We start from the raw sequence: 18,144 nt of genomic DNA, 5'->3' as shown, positions 1-18,144 counted from the left end.
TCATGACCCGCTACAAGGGGCTGTTCCCCGTTGCACCCACCCCGTTCCATGCCAATGGCGATATCGATCTGGACGGCCAACGCCGTGTGATGGATTGCATGATCGATCAGGGCGTGGACGGCATCTGCATCCTTGCCAACTATTCCGAGCAGTTCCTGCTGACCGATGAGGAACGCCGCATCCTGACCGAGACCTGCCTCGAGCATGTGGCCGGCCGCGTTCCCGTGATGGTGACCTGCAGCAACTTCTCCACTCGCATCGCGGCGGAACGGGCCGCCCATGCCGCGGCCGCCGGGGCGAGCCTTCTGATGATCATGCCGCCCTATCACGGCACCGGAATGCGCGTGGACGAAACCGCCATCTACGATCATTTCGCCCGCGTGGCCGAAGCGGGCGGCGTGCCGGTGATGATCCAAGATGCGCCGCTCAGCGGGACGCAACTGTCGGTGGCCTTCCTGGCCCGCGTCGCCCGCGAACTGCCCCTCGTGCGGTATTTCAAGATCGAGGTTCCGGGCACGGCGGCCAAGCTGCGCGCCCTGATCGAGGCGGGGGGCGAAGACATCCACGGCCCCTTCGACGGCGAAGAGGCGATCACCCTCATGGCCGATCTGGATGCCGGGGCGACGGGGGTGATGGCCTCGGCGCTGCTGCCCGACCTGATCCGCCCGGTGATCACCGCCCATGCGGAGGGGGATCGGGCCACCGCGGCCGACCTTTATCGCCGGATCCTGCCCCTCATCAACTATGAGAACCGCCAATGCGGGCTGCGCGCGGCCAAGACGGTGATGGCCGAAGGCGGGGTCATCGGATCGGACGCCGTCCGCCACCCGCTGGAGCCATTGCATCCGGCGACAAAGGCCGGTCTTCTGGAGCTTGCACATGACGTGCAACCGCTCGCGTTGACCTGGGGGAAATAGGAATGAAACTGCTGCGCTTTGGCGAACCGGGCAAGGAACGTCCCGGCATCCTCGATGACGGGGGCGCGATTCGCGACCTGTCGGGGATCGTCAGCGACATCGACGCCGGAACGCTGCCCGATCTGGACCGCCTGCGGGGCCTCGATGTCAGTGCCCTGCCCCTCGTGCCCGGCACCCCGCGGATCGGCCCCTGCATCGCGCGGGTCGGCAACTTCATCGCCGTCGGGCTGAACTATGCCGATCATGCCCGCGAGGCCGGCATGGCCATCCCCGAAGAGCCGATCCTGTTCAACAAGGCGCCGTCCTCCCTGTCGGGGCCGGACGATCCGATCCGCATCCCGCGCGGTTCGGACAAGCTGGACTGGGAGGTGGAGATCGCGATCGTCATCGGCCAGCCCCTCCATGAGGTGAGCGCGGAGGAGGCCGTGCGCGGCATCGCCGGCTACTGCATCTGCCATGACGTGTCCGAACGCACATGGCAGCAGGAACGCGGCGGCCAGTGGACGAAGGGCAAAAGCGCGCCGGGCTTCGGCCCCCTCGGCCCATGGCTCGTGACCCCGGACGAGATCGCAGATGTGCAGTCCCTCGCCCTCAGCCTCGATGTGAACGGGCAGCGGATGCAGACCGGCACGACCGAGACGATGATCTTCCCCATCGCCCATCTGGTCACCTACATCGCGTCCTTCATGCGGCTGGAGCCGGGCGACGTGATCACCACCGGCACCCCGCCCGGCGTGGGCATGGGCATGACGCCGCCGCGCTTCCTGAAGGCCGGGGACGTGGTGGAACTGGCGATCGAGGGCCTCGGCCATCAGCGTCAGGAGATCGTGGCCAGCTGACGCCTCAGGGCACGGCCGCCCCCAGCGCGGCCGTGACGCGCGCAGCGACCCCCGCCACCCGCGCGGGAAGCTGCCGCCCCCGCCGCCATACCAGCCACAGATCGTGCCGCACCGGATGGGACAGCGCCGCAACCGCAAGCCGGTCGCGGCGCGCGAACGCCTCCACCCCGCTGCGCGGCAGGATCGTATAGCCGATGCCCCGCGCCACCGGCTCCGGGATCTGGCCGATCTGGTTGATGAAGCTGCGCACCCGCGGGTGACCGCGATAATCGGGAAAATTGGCGGGCAGCAGCGCCTCGGCATAGGCGGCACCGTCGGGATGATCGACGAAGCCCCGCGCCTGCAGATCCGCGAACCGCTCGGCCGACTGCCCCGCCGGCAGCACGAGGCACAGCTCATCCGTGCCCGCGCGCTGCCCCTCCAGCCGCGGATGGGCGGGCGCGTGATCGGCGATGCCGAGATCGAACGCCCCCGTCAGAACCCCGTCCTGCACGCGGGCCTGCGGCGCGGCCTCCAGCCGGATCACCAGATCCGGCGCCTCGGCCATCAGCGCCAGAAGCTGCGGATAAAGCAGCATCGCAAGGCTGCCCGAACAGGCCAGCGTCACCTCGCCCACATGGGGATCATCCACCGACAGGGCGGCGCGCAGGGCCTGCTCCTGCCGCCGTCGGTCATGGCCAAGGCGCAGCACCGCTTCACCGGCCGGGGTCGGGACGAACCGCTTGCCATCGCGCGAGATGAGGGGCTGTCCCACCTGCTCCTCCAGCTTGCGCAGCTGCTGGGACACGCCGGGCTGGGTCATGTTCAACCGCTCGGCGGTGCGGGTGAAATGCCCGGTTTCGCACAGGGTGACGAAGGTTTCGATCCATTGCGCGTTCAGCATGTTCATTCCGCCATGTGATGATCTGCATCACAGATGATAATTTCTTGTCGCAATGCAACGGCCTTATATGTCGGGCAACGAAAGGAACCTGCCATGACCCCTACCCCCCGTACCTTCTCCCATATCGGGCTCTCGGTGCCCGACCTCGATCGCGCCACGGAATTCTACCGCGACGTGATGGGATTTTACGTCATCATGCCCCCGACCGAGATCGCCGAGGATGACACCGACATCGGCGTGATGTGCAACGATGTCTTCGGCCCCGGCTGGGGACGGTTCCGCATCGCCCACCTCGCCACCGCCGACCGCATCGGCTTCGAGCTTTTCGAGTTTCAGGGCAACCACGCCGCCGAGGACAACCTGCCCTTCCGCCAGACGGGCCTGTTCCACTTCGCCATTCAGGACCCGGATGTCGAAGGGCTCTTGGCCAAGATCGTGGCGGCAGGCGGGCGGCAGCGGATGCCGGTGCGCCACTACTACAAGGACAAGCCCTATCGCATGGTCTATGTCGAAGATCCCTTCGGCATCGTGTTCGAACTCTACTCCCATTCCTACGAACTGACCTATTCGGCGGGCGCTTATAACTGAGCCGTGCCATTCCGGCGGTGGACGCGCCGCCGGAATGCGCCATACTCAGGTTTTTAGCCTGTTCCTTGACATCGTAGATTTTATACAAATACTGCACGACACGGACAGGGAAGGTTCGGGACCGTACGCTTGGATAAGATCACCCCCCACAGGACGATGGCCCAGACCGCCGCGTCGGAACTGCGCCAGCGCATCCTGAATGCGGTTTACCCGCCCGGGTTTCAGTTGAAGCAGGATGTCCTCGCCGCCGAACTCGGGATGAGCCGCATCCCCCTGCGCGAAGCGTTCCTGATCCTTGAAAAGGAGGGCCTCATCCGCCTTCTGCCCCATCGCGGCGCCATTGTCGCCCAACTCTCCCCCGAAGAGATCGACGAGCTGTTCAGCATGCGCATGCTGATGGAGCCGTGGCTGCTGGAACGCTCCGCCCCGCGGCTGACCTCGGCTGATTTCGCGCGGCTGCACCGGATCCAGACCCGTTATTTCAAGGCGCTGAACGATCACGACGTGTCCATGTGGAACGCGATCAACCGCGAATTCCACATGACGCTGTATCAGCACGCCGCGAGCCACCGGATGCTGGCGCTGAGCGATCAGCTTCTGGCCGAGGTGGAAATTCACACCCGCACGCAGCTTCTGCACATCCCCGCCGACCGCGAACGCGCCGTCGCCGAACATGCCGAACTTCTGGACGCCTGCGAGAACGGCCGCTTCGCCGAGGCGGCCGACCTTCTGCGCGCCCATATCGAGCATATCCGCAAGGCGCTGCTGGACCTGCTCTCCTCCTCGCCATGACAGCCGCAAAGGGGCCTCCATGCAATCCAGACGGCTGATCGAGGTTGTCGGCTGCCACGCCGAAGGGGAAATCGGGGATGTGATCGTGGGCGGCGTGCTGCCCCCCGCCGGCGCCACGATGATGGAGCGGATGATCGCGATGGAGCGCGACCATGACGACATCCGCCGCTTTCTGATCTGCGAGCCGCGCGGCTCGGTCGCGCGGCATGTCAACCTGATCGTGCCGGCCATCGACCCCGATTGCGCCGCCGGTGTCATCGTCATGGAGCCGACGGAATACGTCCCGATGTCCGGCTCGAACACGATCTGCGTCGCCACGGTCCTGCTGGAAACCGGCATGGTGCCGATGCACGAACCCATCACCCGTTTCAAACTGGACATGCCCGGCGGCGTCATCGAGGTGACGGCCGAATGCCGGGAGGGGCGCTGCCGCTCCATCACCTTCCGCAACGCGCCCGCCTTCGCCATGCGGCTCGATGGCCCGCTGGAGGTGGAGGGGCACGGCACCATCCCGATCGACATCGCCTATGGCGGCATGATCTTCGGCATCGTGGACGCCAAGGCGCTCGGCTTTTCCATCGCGCCGGACGAGGCGCGCGACCTTGCCATCCTTGGCGAGGCGATCCGCAAGGCGGCCCGCGCCCAGTTCGACATCGCCCACCCCGAATTCGACAATGTGCGCGGCGTTTCCATCGTGCAGTTCGCGATGCCGTTCGAAGGCAGCGGCAAGGTCACCCGCAACACCTGCATCGTCGCCCCCGGACGGTCCGACCGCAGCCCGACGGGTACCGGAACCTCGGCCCGGATGGCCGTGCTGCATGCGCGCGGGCAGATGGGCGTGGGCGACACGCTGATCCATTCCTCGATCATCGGCTCCACCTTCACCGGCAAAATCCTCGCCGAGGATCGGACCGGCCCCCGCACCACCATCACGCCGCAGATCACCGGACGCGCGTGGATCACGGGGCGGCACAGCTACATGCTCGATCCCGAAGATCCGTGGCCCGAAGGTTATGCCGTCGCCGACACATGGGGCGCGACCCCCACCCTGAAGCAATGACCCCGCCCATCCCAGGCCCGACCCAGGAGCATTCCATGACATCCGACGCACAGAGCATCCTGCCCGGCACGGCCCTTGGCCCGATCGTCGCCGCGAACGAACCGCTCAGCTTCTGGGGCGGGGTCGATCCGGCCACGGGCCGGGTGATCGACGTGCACCATCCGCTGCAGGGGCGCTGCGTGACGGGCGCGATCCTGATGCTCCCCTCCACCCGCGGATCCTGCACCGGATCGGGGGTGCTTCTGGATCTGGTGCTGTCGGGGCGCGGCCCCGCGGCGCTGGTGTTCTGCGAGGAGGAGGATGTCGTCACGCTGGGCGCGCTGATCGCGGCCGAGATGTTCGAGAGCCGCCTGCCCGTCCTGCGGCTGACGCGTGCCGCGTTCGACCGGCTGGCCACCTGCCCCGAGGCCCGCATCACCGATACCGCGATCGAGGCCGAGGGTCTGAGCCTTGCCGTCCTTCCCCCCGCCACCGGCGCGTTGGAGCTGACCGAGGCCGACCGCCAGATGCTGGACGGGGCCGAGGGCGTGGCCGCCGCGCTGTCGATGCGGATCATCTGCGCGATGGCCGCCCAGCAGGGCGCGACCCGGCTGGTGGATGTGAATCAGGCCCATATCGACGGCTGCATCTATGCCAGCCCCGCCAACCTGACCTTCGCCGAGAAGATCCGCGATCTCGGCGCCCATGTGCGGGTGCCGACGACGATGAACGCCATCTCGGTGGATCGGCGCAACTGGCAGCAGCAAGGCGTGCCGCCCATCTTTGGCGGCCCGGCCCAGCGGTTGGCCGATGCCTATGTGCAGATGGGCTGCCAGCCGACCTTCACCTGCTCGCCCTATCTCCTCGATACCGCGCCGGCCGAGGGCGACACCATCGCATGGGCGGAATCGAATGCGGTGATCTACGCCAACAGCGTCATCGGGGCGCGGACAGCCAAGCATCCCGACTTCCTCGATCTGTGCATCGCCGTCACGGGGCGGGCGCCGCTGGCGGGGGTCTATCTCGATGGGCCGCGGCGCGCCCGGCGGATCATCCATTTCGACATCCCGGCCGAGGTGGACGACGCCTTCTGGCCGCTGGCGGGATACCTTGCGGGCAAAGCCTCGCCCGACCGGATCCCGCTGCTGACGGGCCTTGCGGATGCGGCCCCGGACCGGGACGCGCTGAAGGCGCTGTGCGCCGCCTTCGGGACGACCTCGGCCGCGCCGATGCTGCATGTCGAAGGCATCACCCCCGAGGCGGACCGCATCGCCGAGGATGCCGACCATGTGACCCTTGGCGCGGCGGACCTTGCCGCCGGGTGGAAGATGCTGAACGACGGGCCGGAGGCGATCGACCTCGTGGCACTGGGCAGCCCCCATGCCTCGCTCGGGGAATGCCGGGCGCTGGCGGCGGAGCTTGGCGGGCGCAAGGTGTCGGTGCCGACGATCCTGACCACCGGGCGCAAGGTGATGGAGGATGCGGGCGCCGACGGCACGCTGGCCGCGCTGATCGAAGCGGGGGTGCAGGTCGTCTCTGACATCTGCTGGTGCTCCATCTCGGAGCCCGTCTATCCGGCTGCGACCCGCGCCGTGATGACCAATTCCGGCAAATATGCCCATTACGGCCCCGGCCTGACCGGGCGCACGGTGCGGTTCGGCGCGCTGTCCGATTGCGTGACGGCGGCGATCCACGGCCGCGCGAAACCCTCGCAGCCCGGCTGGCTCTGAGGCCGGGCGCAGAGGGCGCCCGACCCTTCGCTCAGGTCACGACGAAACCATGGGCGAAGGGATCGCGGTCGTCGATGAAGATGGTGTTGTAGCCCGTCATCCGCGCCCATCCGGCGATGGAGGGGATGATCGCCGCGCGGCCCGCGACGGTGGTCGCGCCCTCCACCCGGCCCCGGAACAGGCTGCCGATGATGGATTCGTGCACGAACTCATCCCCCACGGCCAGCGCGCCGCGCGCCGCCAGTTGCGCCATCCGCGCCGAGGTGCCCGTGCCGCAGGGCGAGCGGTCGATCGCCTTTTCCCCGTAGAACACCGCGTTGCGCGCATGGGCGCCCGCCACCGTCGGCGCGCCCGTCCATTGGATATGCGACAGCCCGCAGATGGCGGGATGTTCGGGATGAACGAACTCGTATTTGGCGTTCAACGCCGCGCGCAAGAGGCGCGACCAGCCGATCAGCTCGCCCGCCGAATGGTCGGCCATGTCGCGGAAGTTCCGCTGCGGCTCCACGATGGCATAGAAGTTGCCGCCATAGGCCACATCGACCACGATCTCGCCAAGGCCCTCCACCTCGGCGGTCAGCCCTTCGGAATGCAGAAAGCCCGGCACGTTGGTCAGACGCACTTCCTCCACGAAGCGGCCCTCTTGGCGGTAGGTGATGTCCACCTTTCCGGCCGGCGTGTCGATGGACAGCTGCCCCGGTATGCGCGGGGTGACGAGGCCGTTCTCGATCGCCATGGTGATGGTGCCGATGGTGCCGTGCCCGCACATCGGCAGACAGCCCGAGGTTTCGATGAACAGCACGCCGATGTCGCAATCAGGGCGCGTCGGCGGATAGAGGATGGAGCCGGACATCATGTCGTGCCCGCGCGGTTCGTACATCAGCCCGGTGCGCACCCAGTCGTGGTCGCGCAGGAAATGGGCCCGCCGCTCCAGCATGGTGGCCCCATCGAGGCGCGGCCCCCCGCCCGAAACGAGCCGGACGGGATTGCCGCAGGTATGCCCGTCGATGCAGGAGAAGGTATGGGTCGCCATGTCAGAACCTTTGTGCGGAGAAGGGGGTCGGATCGATCGCGGGCGTGCGCCCGGCCACGAGATCGGCGATCAGCCGCGCCGTTCCGGCCGATTGCGTCAGCCCCAGATGGCCGTGCCCGAAGGCATAGAGCACCTGCCCCGAGGCCCGCGCCCGCCCGATCACCGGCAGGCTGTCGGGCAGCGACGGGCGGAACCCCATCCAGCGGGTGCCGCCATCGGTCCGCAGCGCGGGCAGGAAGCGGGCGGCCTTGGCCAGCATCGCATCGGACCGGCGGAAATCGGGCGCGCGGTCCAGCCCGCCCAATTCCACCGCGCCGCCGACACGGATCCCGGTCGAGAGCCGCGAGATGACGAAGCCATGGCCGCCGAAAGTCAGTTGACAGCGCAGATCCACCGCATCCGGCGGCAGGGTGGTGTTGTAGCCGCGCTCCGTCTCCAGCGGGACACGGTCGCCGGCGAGGGCCGCCAGACGGCGCGAATGGGCGCCCGCCGCGATCACCACGCGGTCGGCCATCTGCCCGTCCACACCGATGCGCGCGCCGATCTGAAGCGCGGCGATGTCGGCCCGCCGGATGCGCCCGCCCTGCGATACCAGCCGTTCGGCCAGCGCCAGCGTATAGAGGCGCGGATCGGCGATGGAATACCAATCGGGCGTGAAGGTGCCCCGGATGAAACGCGGCGAAAGGCCGGGCTGCAGCTCGGCCATCTCTTCGGCGGTCATGTGGCGGAAGGGGATGCCGTGGTTCGCGCGCAGATCCCAGCCGGGCTTCGCGGCGCGGAACTCGGCCTCGGTTTCGTAGAGTTGCAGATTGCCGTCGCGGCGCAGCATGGGGGCGGTGCCGCTGCGCTGCAGGAACGGTTCGAGTTCGGCCTTCGACAGATCCATCAGCGCGGTCTGCGCGGCGGTGGAGGCCGCGACCCGCCCCGGCGCGCAGGCCCGCCAGAAGCGGAACATCCACGGCGCGATGCGGGGGGCATAGGCCGGCGGGATCGACAGCGGGCCGAGCGGGTCCATCAACCAGCGCGGCGCCTTGCGCAGAATGCCGGGCGAGGCGAGCGGCAGGATGTCCGAAAAGGCAAACGCCCCGGCATTGCCCGCCGACGCGCCCGCCGCCGGCCCCTCGCGGTCCAGAACGGTGACGTCATGGCCCTCCGCCTGCAGCGCAAGGGCTGCCGACAGGCCGACGACGCCGGCGCCGATCACGATGATCCGCATCCTAGTGGGTGGACGCCAAGAAGGCCTGAAGCTCAGGCGCGCGGGGTGCGCCGAAGAACTCGGTCGGCTCTGCGATCTCCAGCATCACGCCCTTGTGGAAGAAGGCCACGCGGTCGGACACCTCACGCGCGAACTTCATCTCATGGGTGACGCAGATCATCGTCATCCCCTCGGAGGCGAGCATCCGCAGCGTATCCAGCACCTCGCCCACCAGTTGCGGATCGAGCGCCGAGGTCACCTCGTCGAACAGCATGTAATCGGGCGACATGGCCAGCGCGCGGGCGATCGCCATGCGCTGCTGCTGCCCGCCCGACAGGCGGCTGGGATAGACGTTCAGCTTTTCGCCAAGGCCGACATGGCTCAACTGCTTCACGGCGATCGCCTCGGCCTCGGCCTCGGGGATGCCCAGCACCTTTTGCGGGGCCAGCATGACGTTCTGCAGCACCGTCAGATGCGGAAAGGCGTTCCACGACTGGAACACGATCCCGACCTTGCGGCGCAGGCGGTTCAGGTCGGTGCCCTTGGCATGCACCTCGGTGCCGTCGATCAGGATGCGGCCGGAATCGATCGGCTCCAGCCCGTTGATGCAGGTCAAGAGCGTGGACTTGCCCGACCCCGATCCGCCGATGACAGTCAGCACCTCGCCCTTGGCCACCGTCAGGTCGATGCCCTTCAGCACCTCCAGCGGGCCGAAGGATTTGCGGACGTTCTGAATCTCAATCATGGGGAGACCACCGTTTTTCGAGATAACCGCCAAGGCGCGCTATCGGGAAGCTGAGAAGAAAATAGATGGCGCCGCAGACGATCAGGATGAACAGCGGTTCCTGCAGGCGCGTCACGAGGATCTGCGAGGCGCGCAGCAACTCGATCAGGCCGAGCCAGAGCACCAGCGCCGAATCCTTCATCACGCCCAGCGTCAGCCCGATCCAAGCGGGCAGCGAGACCCGCGTGGCCAGCGGCGCCACGATATAGCGCATGTCGTGCCACCACGTCATCCCGAGCGAGCGGGCGGCCCGCCGTGTCGGGGCCGGAACCGCCTCGATCCCGCCGCGCACGATCTCGGTGCAATAGGCGGCAGTATAGAGCGAGAGGACCACGCAGGAGGTGGTGAAGGGATCCCAGCCGAGCCGCGCGATCGCCTGCATCGCATTGCCGAGCACCAGTTGGATCAGCAGCGGGACCGAGCGGAAGATGTCGAGCACGAAGGCCAGCGGCGCCGACCAGATCGGCCCGGCCTGCACCCGGACGATGCCGCAGATCACCCCGAGGATCGTACCGGCGAACACCGACACCGCCGTGACCATCAGCGTCATCCCCGCCCCCTTGGCGAGGAACATCATGTCGTTCCATGAGAGAGCCGTATCGAACATATCCACCTCTCAGTACCGGAACATGCGCCATGCGATGCCGCGCGCGGCCAGCATGACGACCTTGGCGATGACGTAGTAGATCACGGCGGCCAGTGCGAAGAATTCGAAGGTGCGGAAGGACCGCGCGTTCAGATCCTGCGTGACGCCCGCAAGGTCGGTGTTCATCCCCACCGTCACCCCGAGCGAGGTCATCAGGATGGCCCAGATCATCTGGTTGGTCGCGGGCAGGAAGGCGATGCGCAGCATCTGCGGCATGACGATCAGCCGGAAGGCCTGCAATTGCGGCATCCCGAGCGAGCGCCCGGCGCGGATCTGCGTTTCGGGGATCGCCTTCAGCGCCCCGCGGAAGTTTTCCGCCAGATAGCCGGCATTGTTGAAGGTGATGCCCAGAAGCAGCGACGCATAGGGGCTGAGATGGATGCCGAAGGCACCGAGGCCGAAATGCGCCATGTAGATCTGGAACAGCGCGGGCGTGTTGCGCGCCACCTCCACCCATGTCTGCGCCAGCGCCGACAGCGCCTTGCTGCCCGACAGGCGAAACAGCGTCAGCACGATCGCGATGACGATACCGATCGCCATCGACAGGATGGCGATCTGCAGCGTGACCAGCGCCCCTTCCAGCATCTGCGGCAGGGCCTGCAATGCCTGATTCCAGCGGAAACTGTAGTTGAACATGATCTCTCACGGGCCGGGAAAGGCGGTGGCCGGGGGCCACCGCAACGTCGGGATCAGCGGTAGACGCTGCCCACGGTCAGATCGGGAACCTCGCCGCCGACCCATTTCTCATAGAGTTCGGCATAACGGCCGGTGCGGACCTGCTGGTTGATGAAGAGGTTGAGATAGTTGATCAGGCCGTATTCCTCGCGCATGGCGAAGAGCGAGACGTAATCGGTGTCGAACGGGGCCATGCCGACGACCGAGATGCCTTCGAAATTGCCGCTTTTGACATTGGCCTGCGCCACGGTGGAGGTGGAGACGGTGGCGTCGATCTGCCCTTGGGCGAGCGCGAGGAACACGTCGGCCTGCGTCTGATACGGGCGGAAGCTGCCCTCGCCCCATGCATCCACCTGCTCCTGCAGGGCGATCGCCTCATAGGTGCCGGCGGTGGCGCCGACGGTCTTGCCCTTCATCGTATCGAACGAGGTCACGCCCGAGCCGTCGCGCGCCGTGACGGCCATTTCGAAGGCGAAGTAGGGAATGCTCATCCCGACCGTCTTGGCGCGTTCCAGCGTGTCCGAGGTGGAGGCGACGCCCACATCGACGCGGCCCGACATCAGGGCCGGAATACGCTCGGGGAACGGGGTTTCGACGATTTCGGCCTCGACGCCCAGCGCAGCGGCCAGATCGTTGCAGTAATCGACATCGAAGCCGATCGGGTTGTTGTTTTCGTCGCGCGAACCCATGGGGGGGAAATCGAGCACGACGGCGCAGCGCAGCTCCCCCGAAGAGATGATGTCATCGAGCGCGTCGGCTGCGGCGGGCAAGGCAAGGCCCGAGGCCGCGAGGAACGTGAAGGCAAGCGTAGAGGTTTTCATCTATCCGTCTCCCTGTGGATGCTGACCGTCGATCTTTTTTCCGATCGATTCTTGGTTCACTATCGGGGGAGCGTCCGCATAAAGCAATGACGAAATACAAGTCGTATACAAGTGCGCACAGGGATGTCCGCAGCGCCCTTGCCGCCGCGAAGGGCTTTGGATACGACTTGTATCCACAAAATACACGACAGGGGCGGTGCGATGACCGACACGATCTCCATTCCGGATCTGGATGCGCTGGTGACCGGCATTTTCGAAACGGCCGGGCTCAGCGCGCATCAGGCGCGTACGGTGGCTGCGGTCATCGTGGCGGGTGAACGCGACGCCTGCAAGTCCCATGGCATCTACCGGATCGAAGGGTGCCTGCGCACGGTGAAGGCCGGAAAGGTCGATGGGCGGGCGGTGCCGCAGGTGGATGCGGGCGACGGGCCGGTGGTGCATGTGGATGCGGCGGGCGCCTTTGCCCCCGCCGCCTTCGATCTTGGCCTGCCCGCGCTGGAGGCGCGCACCCGCACGCATGGCGTTGCGGTGATGGCGATCAACGGCTGCACCCATTTCTCCGCCCTCTGGCCCGAGGTGGAGGCGCTGGCGGACCGGGGCCTTGCGGCGCTGGCGATGTGCCCGAGCTATGCCACCGTCGCGCCCACGGGGGGCAACCGGGCGCTTCTGGGAACCAACCCGCTGGCCTTCGCATGGCCGCGCCGGGACGAGCCGCCCTATGTCTTCGATTTCGCGACCTCGGTCGCCGCGCGGGGGGAGATCGAGCTGCACCGCCAAGCCGGCACCCCCCTGCCCGAAGGCTGGGCCGTCGATGCCGAAGGGCGGCCCACCACCGATCCGGCCGCCGCGCTCGATGGGGCGATGCTGCCCTTCGGCGGGCACAAGGGATCGGCCATCGTCACGATGATCGAACTTCTGGCCGGGGTGATGATCGGCGATCTGACGAGCCCCGAGGCGCTGGATTATCTCGGCACGACCGCCCTGTCGCCGCATCACGGAGAGATCGTCATCGCCTTCGATCCCGAGCATTTCGCCCGCAAGCGCGGCCACGATCCGCTGCAGCGGGCCGAGATCCTGTTCGAGGCGATCTTGGATCAGGGGGCCCGCCTGCCCTCGCAGCGGCGGTTCGCGGCGCGCGCGCGGTCGCTGCGCGAGGGTGTCAGCCTCAGCGCCGCCGAGCGCGCGCTTCTGGCGCGGCTGGCGGCGCAGGGCTTGGACGCGGTATAAGCGCATCGGCTTCGGGCAACCGGGGCCGGTATCTCAGGCGGCGATCTTCGCGCTCCAATCGGCATACCAGCGATCGAAGAGCGCGAGCTGCGCCTCCACGAAGCCCTTCTGGCTGGGCGTCAGGGCGTCGTCCTCGTTGAAGTGCAGCGCGTATTCCGCATCCCCCTTCAGCACCATCATATGCTTGAAATAGAGAACGAGGTCCGGCCCTTCGTCGAAGGAGGACAGCACCGCCAGCGCCGCCTCCAGTTCCAGCGCATGGCGGCGGGCGGTGACATCACCCTGCGCCGCGGCCACGCTGAGCGCGCCCAGATGCAGCACCTCGCGCGGCAGAACGCAGCCGATGCCGGTGATCGCCCCCGTGGCCCCGCAATTGACGAAACCATGCACCACGCAGGTATCCACCCCGATCATGAGCGAGACATCCTCGTCCGCGCTGGTGATGAACTCGGCGGCATAGCGCATGTCATCCTCGCCGCCGAACTCCTTGAAGCCGACGAGGTTCGGATGCTCGGCGCGCAGTGCAAAGAACAGATCGGCCCGCGTCTGGAAGCCATAATAGGGGCTGTTGTAGATGACGGCCGGAAGCTCCGGCGCGGCGGCGAGGATCGCCTTGAAATGATTGCGCTGCGCCACGGGCGACGGGCCGCGCGACAGAACGCGCGGGATCACCATCAGGCCCTGCGCGCCCACCTTGGCGGCATGGGCGGCATGGGCCACGGCCAGCTTGGTGTTCACCGCGCCGGTGCCGACGATGACGGGAACACCGGCCGCGACCAGACGCTCCACCCCCTCCATCCGTTCGGCATCCGTCAGAAGCGGCCAGTCCCCCATGGAGCCGCAATAGACCACCGCCGACATGCCGGCGGCGATCAACGCCTGCGCCTTGCGCACCAGCGCGTCGAAATCGGGGGTCCGGTCGGGCTTGCAGGGCGTCATCAGCGCCGGAATGCAGCCCGAGAAAATTGCCGCTTTCATCATCATCTCCACAAAGCAGGGTGCGTCGGGCCCGCAGCGATTCGGACCCCTCCCGATCACTATACGTCTTGTATTTTATTTGTGCACAGAAAATCTGGCAGGAGATCAGAGCGGAATGTCCGACCGCTTTTCCCCCGTCAGCAGCTTTTGCACTTGGGCCACGATCTGCGCGGCATGGGCGGTGGCAAGCCGGTCGCACTCCTCCACGTCGCGGGCGGCGATGGCGGCGATGATGTCCTCGTGCTCGGTCACATACTGGACGGGCAACTGATCCTGATAGGACAGGTAATAGAGCCGCAGCAGCCGCCGCCCGTCATCCAAGAGCCGTGCGAACATCCCGCTGTAATAGGGATTGCGCCCCGCATCGGCGATGGCGGAGTGGAAATCGCGGTTCGTCGCAATCATGCGCCGCGCGTTCTGTTCGGCCACCGCCGCCGCGAAATCGTCCTGCCGGGCGCGGATGATCTCCAGATCGGCGGGCTGGTGCAGCTCGCCCGCGCGGCGCGTCGTGACGCGGTACATGAGGGTGATCGCGTCGAAGAAGCTCTGCATCTGAAGAAAATCGATATGCGACACGATGGTGGAGCGGTTGGGAAGCGTGGCGACCAGCCCCTCGCCCGCAAGCCGCACCAGCGCCTCGCGGATCGGCGTGCGCGACACCTTCAGACGCTCGGAGATCTGCGTCTCTTCGATCGGGCTGCCGGGTTGCAGGACCAGATCGAGGATTTCGTCGCGGAGCGTGTCATAGACATATTGAGGCCCTGCGCCGCGCTTGCGCGCGGTGGGCTCTGCCGCGGTGGTGTCTGCCATCTGCCGTTCCGATCGTGTGATTTGCCGCACGACGATACTAGATGTATTCAGACTGTATCAACGATGTTCGAAGATCATCGGCCAGAAACCACCCGTGCCCCGTCATAACCGCCCTGCGCAACGGCGGTGCAGAGGTCGGACCATGGGCAACTGCCGCAAGCCGCGCGAATGCCGCCTTCGGCAAAGCGCCCGCGCAGCGCGGCCAGCCGCGCCGGCGTCAGGGCGATGCGCGCGCCGGGGGCGATGGTCCGCCCCAGAAGCGCCCCCACCTCGCGCGCGGCGTGCCGGTCGCGTTCGATCACGCTGGCGCGCCAGCAATGCGGCTCCGCCCCGTCCAGAAGGGGGGCGCAGATGTCGTCTGGCCCATCCGTCACCACGACATCCTCGCCCGCCGAGAGCCGGGCGGCGATGCGGTCGTAATTGGCCACGAAGGCCGCCGAATAGCCCTTTCCGACATAGGTCAGAAGGCACAGCAGATGATGCGGGCGCAGACGGATGGTCATGGGCGGAACCGGCGCGCCCTTAGGGCGCGTCGCGGTCCTGCGGGCGGGCGCGGAAGGCCGGGGTCCGTTCGGCCGAGGGGTCGGCGCGCCGGGCCTGCGCCGCCTCCGCCCACCAGATCAGTTGATCGAGGCTACGATCGAGATAGCCGTTCCAGCGATCCGCCGCTGCGGGATCGACATGCGCGCCTTCGGCATCCCAGACATCCTGCGCATGGGGCACATGCACCATCGCCGACACCGGAAGACAGCCGAGTTCCGACAGGAACGGCCGCATCGCCATGGCCGCGCGCGCGCCGCCCCATTGCCCCGCCGAATAGGTGACGATGGCCGAGGGTTTCCACGCGAACAGCGACGCGCCGAAATGATTGAGCAGGTCCGCAAGGGCCGGGCTCATCCCGTGATTGTATTCGGGGCTGACCATGACGAATGCGTCCGCCCGTTCGATCCGGCCCGCCAGATCCTCAAGATCCTGCGGCGCGCGGCCGCTGGCATAGGCGAAATGCGGCTTGAAGGGCGGCGGGTGATGATGGTCCAGAGGATCGACGAGGCTGGGCGTCAGCCCCTTCTCCTCCAGCCGCTTCTGGCAGGCGAGGGCCACGCGATGCCCCAGCCGCGCGGGCTTTGGCGGCGTGCTGTCCCGGACCGAACCGAGAAACACCAATATGTCCAGCATCGTTCATCTCCCCTGCCCCAAAGGCATGGCGCGAGCCTGCCCGCGCGGCGGGAAAAGATCAACGGTGCTGAAAAAAGGCCCCCACGCGGGGGGCCTTTCCGATCACTCGGCCGAGGGTTCCCACGGCTCCAGCGCGTCGATCTTCGCCGCGCGGCGCTCTTCGGGGGATTTGGACCAATCGCCACCGAAGGCCGCCTCTTCCCACGAGCCGTATTCGGGGTTCGGGAACATGATCCAGTCATGACCCCAATGATCCTTCGAGCTTTCGAGGAAGGCATCGCGTTCGGCCAGCGTGCCCGACGCGGCATCGCTGAAATCGCCGAGGTTGTCGCCCATCAGCATCACCACGCGGTAATCCTTGGCGACATAGGCGATGCGGTTTTCCTTGGCCGAACCCCAGTCTTCCTGCACGCCGCGGAACAGCAGCGTGTCGACATTGCCGCCCATCGGGAAGCCCAGCGCTTCCATGTTCTCGCGCGAACCTTCGACCTCGGGGGCCTTGCGGTTGGAGACGTAGAAGATCTTCACGCCCTTGCTGTCGGCGTATTTCAGGAAATCGAGCGCGCCATAGACGGCGCTCGAGGTCTTGCTGTTCACGTAGTCCGTCCATTCGGCCGAGTTGTAGCTCGTACCGCGGGCGATCAGCGACGCCTCGTAATTGCCGTTGTCGAGCATCGTCTCGTCGAGGTCGGTCACGATGGCCACGGGCAGATCGGCGTAGTTGTCCGGCTGCTTGTCAGGCACCGCGCTCCATTCCGGGTCGGCCAGCGCCGCGTCGAGTTGCGTCTGCGCCTGCTTGAACAGCTGCAGCACCGTCGCCTTGTATTCGACGGAGGTTTCCATCCAGACCGTGGCGTTCATCAGATCGTCCGGGGCCGGACCGTCCTGCGCCATGGCGGGCAGTGCAAGGCCGAGAACCACGGCACCTGCGATAAGCGATGTCTGCATCAAGCAATCCCTTCGATGAATGTGGGTGCAAGGTGCCGCGCGGATCGCGAAGCTGTCAACAAAATGCGTTCCGCCGTGATCATTTTGCTGGGGAGAACCAACGACATGGCCCCGATCTGCCCGTTTGCGGGGCAGATCGGGCATGACCGTCAGCGGCAGGTCCGTGGCCGGGTGGTTCCGGCGGCGATCAACTCCTTGATCGGGGCGCGGGCATGGGGATATTCGCGGGCGAAGGGCTGGGGCCTCGGCGGCAGCATGCGCGGAATGGCCGTCAGGCGGCGATAGACGATATGCTGGATCTTCACATAATCGGCGTGGTGATCCTGCCGCTGCTTCTTGAAGCGCGGTTTCAGAAGGTAAGACCCATCCTCCACATTCGCCAGGTCGTCGAAGGCGTCGATGGTCGGCATCATCGCCGCCACGCGCTGGAACAGGTCGTAATACATCCGGCCCATCATGCGGTTCGGCAATTGCCGGATCGGGTCCAGCCGGTCCCAATAGGTCTGCGGCAGCGGGATCATCGGCGAGACGAAGACCGCATGCACATTGCGAAACCCCATGCGGTTCAGGACGCGGCGGCAGGTCGCGATGCCCTCGGCCGCCTCATCGAGGATGCGGGCGAAATCATAGACCCCTTTGCGCGCCGCCATGTGCCGGGCGGTGAAGGCGATGTCGGCGCAGCCGAAGTTCAGAAGGATATTGGCGTCGCGCGGCACATCCGCCATGATCGTGTTGAGATAGGCCTCGTGCTCGGGCTTGCGCAGGCCCCGCGCGCTCCACCCGCCGGCCCAATAGGGGAAATACTGTTCGTTGTCGCCGAAGATGTAGTCGAACGTCTCGGAACTGCTGGAGCCGAGCACCACGAGCGCGGCCGGCGTGGCCGGGGTTGTCTGACGACGGAATAGTTTTTGTAGCATCAACCGGTACCTTTAAAGACCGGGATGCCCTACCGAGGAGCCCACCCGCAGGTCAACACATCCGCGTGATAGTGACGTGAGGTCATTGCTTTTCCTGCAAAACGCGAGACGACTTTTCCGCGCAGCACGGTATGGACCAAGATCCG

Annotated in this window: 20 protein-coding genes; 7 read left to right on the top strand and 13 right to left on the bottom strand. The window is 66.7% G+C overall.

From position 1 onward, the window contains the following. The first annotated feature begins 2 nt into the window (after nucleotides 1-2). Both GR316_RS11170 and GR316_RS11165 read left to right on the top strand, forming a co-directional pair. Nucleotides 3-917, top strand: a complete 915-nt coding sequence (locus tag GR316_RS11170; protein WP_211783986.1) for a dihydrodipicolinate synthase family protein — start codon at nucleotides 3-5, stop codon at nucleotides 915-917. A gap of 2 nt (nucleotides 918-919) precedes the next feature. Then, nucleotides 920-1,756 (top strand): fumarylacetoacetate hydrolase family protein, encoded by an 837-nt coding sequence (locus tag GR316_RS11165; protein ID WP_211783985.1) that lies wholly within the window; start codon nucleotides 920-922, stop codon nucleotides 1,754-1,756. A gap of 4 nt (nucleotides 1,757-1,760) precedes the next feature. Here the strand turns inward: GR316_RS11165 and GR316_RS11160 are convergent, their stop codons facing one another. After that, a complete protein-coding gene (locus tag GR316_RS11160) occupies nucleotides 1,761-2,639 on the bottom strand; it encodes a LysR family transcriptional regulator (protein ID WP_211783984.1) in 879 nt (292 codons plus the stop codon). A 93-nt stretch (nucleotides 2,640-2,732) separates the two neighbouring features. On the opposite strand from GR316_RS11160, the gene GR316_RS11155 reads away from it, so the two are divergent. From GR316_RS11155 to lhpI, 4 genes are all read left to right on the top strand, one after another. Beyond that, nucleotides 2,733-3,227: a lactoylglutathione lyase family protein gene (locus GR316_RS11155; protein WP_211783983.1), complete on the top strand. Its 495-nt coding sequence runs from the start codon at nucleotides 2,733-2,735 to the stop codon at nucleotides 3,225-3,227. 156 nt (nucleotides 3,228-3,383) lie between these two features. Continuing rightward, nucleotides 3,384-4,019: a GntR family transcriptional regulator gene (locus GR316_RS11150; protein ID WP_211783982.1), complete on the top strand. Its 636-nt coding sequence runs from the start codon at nucleotides 3,384-3,386 to the stop codon at nucleotides 4,017-4,019. A 19-nt stretch (nucleotides 4,020-4,038) separates the two neighbouring features. Next, nucleotides 4,039-5,079, top strand: coding sequence for a proline racemase family protein (locus GR316_RS11145; protein WP_211783981.1), 1,041 nt, complete (start codon nucleotides 4,039-4,041; stop codon nucleotides 5,077-5,079). Between the two features lie 35 nt (nucleotides 5,080-5,114). Then, nucleotides 5,115-6,788, top strand: coding sequence for a cis-3-hydroxy-L-proline dehydratase (lhpI, locus tag GR316_RS11140; RefSeq protein ID WP_211783980.1), 1,674 nt, complete (start codon nucleotides 5,115-5,117; stop codon nucleotides 6,786-6,788). Between the two features lie 31 nt (nucleotides 6,789-6,819). On the opposite strand, the gene GR316_RS11135 is transcribed toward lhpI, so the two are convergent. The 6 genes from GR316_RS11135 to GR316_RS11110 are packed head-to-tail and all read right to left on the bottom strand — an operon-like array spanning nucleotide 6,820 to nucleotide 11,942. Beyond that, a complete protein-coding gene (locus tag GR316_RS11135) occupies nucleotides 6,820-7,821 on the bottom strand; it encodes a 4-hydroxyproline epimerase (RefSeq protein ID WP_211783979.1) in 1,002 nt (333 codons plus the stop codon). Nucleotide 7,822: 1 nt separating this feature from the next. Beyond that, on the bottom strand, nucleotides 7,823-9,037 hold the full coding sequence (locus GR316_RS11130; protein WP_211783978.1) for an NAD(P)/FAD-dependent oxidoreductase: 1,215 nt from the start codon (nucleotides 9,035-9,037) through the stop codon (nucleotides 7,823-7,825). A 1-nt stretch (nucleotide 9,038) separates the two neighbouring features. Beyond that, nucleotides 9,039-9,761 carry an amino acid ABC transporter ATP-binding protein gene (locus tag GR316_RS11125; protein WP_211783977.1) on the bottom strand — a complete coding sequence of 241 codons (723 nt, stop codon included), beginning with the start codon at nucleotides 9,759-9,761 and terminating at the stop codon, nucleotides 9,039-9,041. Continuing rightward, the gene (locus GR316_RS11120; protein ID WP_211783976.1) at nucleotides 9,754-10,407 is read right to left on the bottom strand and encodes an amino acid ABC transporter permease; all 654 of its coding nucleotides are present in this window, start codon (nucleotides 10,405-10,407) and stop codon (nucleotides 9,754-9,756) included. Before GR316_RS11120 ends, GR316_RS11125 begins: the two co-directional genes overlap by 8 nt. Before the next feature lie 9 nt (nucleotides 10,408-10,416). After that, nucleotides 10,417-11,082, bottom strand: a complete 666-nt coding sequence (locus GR316_RS11115) for an amino acid ABC transporter permease (protein ID WP_211783975.1) — start codon at nucleotides 11,080-11,082, stop codon at nucleotides 10,417-10,419. 53 nt (nucleotides 11,083-11,135) lie between these two features. Further along, the gene (locus GR316_RS11110; RefSeq protein ID WP_211783974.1) at nucleotides 11,136-11,942 is read right to left on the bottom strand and encodes an ABC transporter substrate-binding protein; all 807 of its coding nucleotides are present in this window, start codon (nucleotides 11,940-11,942) and stop codon (nucleotides 11,136-11,138) included. Between the two features lie 201 nt (nucleotides 11,943-12,143). Between GR316_RS11110 and GR316_RS11105 the strand changes: the two genes are divergently transcribed. Continuing rightward, nucleotides 12,144-13,169: an Ldh family oxidoreductase gene (locus GR316_RS11105; RefSeq protein WP_211783973.1), complete on the top strand. Its 1,026-nt coding sequence runs from the start codon at nucleotides 12,144-12,146 to the stop codon at nucleotides 13,167-13,169. 33 nt (nucleotides 13,170-13,202) lie between these two features. On the opposite strand, the gene GR316_RS11100 is transcribed toward GR316_RS11105, so the two are convergent. The 6 genes from GR316_RS11100 to GR316_RS11075 all read right to left on the bottom strand — a co-directional run bounded on the left by GR316_RS11100 (nucleotide 13,203) and on the right by GR316_RS11075 (nucleotide 17,998). Next, on the bottom strand, nucleotides 13,203-14,147 hold the full coding sequence (locus tag GR316_RS11100; protein ID WP_211783972.1) for a dihydrodipicolinate synthase family protein: 945 nt from the start codon (nucleotides 14,145-14,147) through the stop codon (nucleotides 13,203-13,205). 105 nt (nucleotides 14,148-14,252) lie between these two features. Next, complete coding sequence (locus tag GR316_RS11095; RefSeq protein WP_211783971.1) at nucleotides 14,253-14,957, bottom strand: GntR family transcriptional regulator; 705 nt, start codon at nucleotides 14,955-14,957, stop codon at nucleotides 14,253-14,255. A gap of 74 nt (nucleotides 14,958-15,031) precedes the next feature. Continuing rightward, nucleotides 15,032-15,460 carry a DUF1284 domain-containing protein gene (locus GR316_RS11090; protein ID WP_211783970.1) on the bottom strand — a complete coding sequence of 143 codons (429 nt, stop codon included), beginning with the start codon at nucleotides 15,458-15,460 and terminating at the stop codon, nucleotides 15,032-15,034. 19 nt (nucleotides 15,461-15,479) lie between these two features. Next, nucleotides 15,480-16,133 carry an NADPH-dependent FMN reductase gene (locus tag GR316_RS11085; RefSeq protein WP_211783969.1) on the bottom strand — a complete coding sequence of 218 codons (654 nt, stop codon included), beginning with the start codon at nucleotides 16,131-16,133 and terminating at the stop codon, nucleotides 15,480-15,482. A gap of 102 nt (nucleotides 16,134-16,235) precedes the next feature. Continuing rightward, nucleotides 16,236-17,081 (bottom strand): 5'-nucleotidase, lipoprotein e(P4) family, encoded by an 846-nt coding sequence (locus tag GR316_RS11080; RefSeq protein ID WP_211783968.1) that lies wholly within the window; start codon nucleotides 17,079-17,081, stop codon nucleotides 16,236-16,238. A gap of 149 nt (nucleotides 17,082-17,230) precedes the next feature. After that, entirely contained in the window at nucleotides 17,231-17,998 is a 768-nt protein-coding gene (locus tag GR316_RS11075; RefSeq protein WP_211783967.1) for a hypothetical protein, read from the bottom strand. Nucleotides 17,999-18,144 lie beyond the last annotated feature (146 nt).

The sequence above is a fragment of the Falsirhodobacter algicola genome (genome assembly GCF_018279165.1).
Lineage (GTDB): Bacteria > Pseudomonadota > Alphaproteobacteria > Rhodobacterales > Rhodobacteraceae > Falsirhodobacter > Falsirhodobacter algicola.
Note: the sequence above shows the minus strand (reverse complement) of the source record. Positions and strands in the feature narration are given on the sequence as shown.

Coding starts and splice junctions, on each gene's coding strand:
- GR316_RS11075 (WP_211783967.1), bottom strand. CDS start 17,998: ATGCTACAAAAACTATTCCGTCGTCAGACAACCCCGGCCACGCCGGCC.
- GR316_RS11170 (WP_211783986.1), top strand. CDS start 3: ATGACCCGCTACAAGGGGCTGTTCCCCGTTGCACCCACCCCGTTCCAT.
- GR316_RS11120 (WP_211783976.1), bottom strand. CDS start 10,407: ATGTTCGATACGGCTCTCTCATGGAACGACATGATGTTCCTCGCCAAG.
- GR316_RS11125 (WP_211783977.1), bottom strand. CDS start 9,761: ATGATTGAGATTCAGAACGTCCGCAAATCCTTCGGCCCGCTGGAGGTG.
- lhpI (WP_211783980.1), top strand. CDS start 5,115: ATGACATCCGACGCACAGAGCATCCTGCCCGGCACGGCCCTTGGCCCG.
- GR316_RS11105 (WP_211783973.1), top strand. CDS start 12,144: ATGACCGACACGATCTCCATTCCGGATCTGGATGCGCTGGTGACCGGC.
- GR316_RS11100 (WP_211783972.1), bottom strand. CDS start 14,147: ATGAAAGCGGCAATTTTCTCGGGCTGCATTCCGGCGCTGATGACGCCC.
- GR316_RS11165 (WP_211783985.1), top strand. CDS start 920: ATGAAACTGCTGCGCTTTGGCGAACCGGGCAAGGAACGTCCCGGCATC.
- GR316_RS11080 (WP_211783968.1), bottom strand. CDS start 17,081: ATGCAGACATCGCTTATCGCAGGTGCCGTGGTTCTCGGCCTTGCACTG.
- GR316_RS11155 (WP_211783983.1), top strand. CDS start 2,733: ATGACCCCTACCCCCCGTACCTTCTCCCATATCGGGCTCTCGGTGCCC.
- GR316_RS11115 (WP_211783975.1), bottom strand. CDS start 11,082: ATGTTCAACTACAGTTTCCGCTGGAATCAGGCATTGCAGGCCCTGCCG.
- GR316_RS11085 (WP_211783969.1), bottom strand. CDS start 16,133: ATGCTGGACATATTGGTGTTTCTCGGTTCGGTCCGGGACAGCACGCCG.
- GR316_RS11145 (WP_211783981.1), top strand. CDS start 4,039: ATGCAATCCAGACGGCTGATCGAGGTTGTCGGCTGCCACGCCGAAGGG.
- GR316_RS11135 (WP_211783979.1), bottom strand. CDS start 7,821: ATGGCGACCCATACCTTCTCCTGCATCGACGGGCATACCTGCGGCAAT.
- GR316_RS11150 (WP_211783982.1), top strand. CDS start 3,384: ATGGCCCAGACCGCCGCGTCGGAACTGCGCCAGCGCATCCTGAATGCG.
- GR316_RS11110 (WP_211783974.1), bottom strand. CDS start 11,942: ATGAAAACCTCTACGCTTGCCTTCACGTTCCTCGCGGCCTCGGGCCTT.
- GR316_RS11160 (WP_211783984.1), bottom strand. CDS start 2,639: ATGCTGAACGCGCAATGGATCGAAACCTTCGTCACCCTGTGCGAAACC.
- GR316_RS11130 (WP_211783978.1), bottom strand. CDS start 9,037: ATGCGGATCATCGTGATCGGCGCCGGCGTCGTCGGCCTGTCGGCAGCC.
- GR316_RS11090 (WP_211783970.1), bottom strand. CDS start 15,460: ATGACCATCCGTCTGCGCCCGCATCATCTGCTGTGCCTTCTGACCTAT.
- GR316_RS11095 (WP_211783971.1), bottom strand. CDS start 14,957: ATGGCAGACACCACCGCGGCAGAGCCCACCGCGCGCAAGCGCGGCGCA.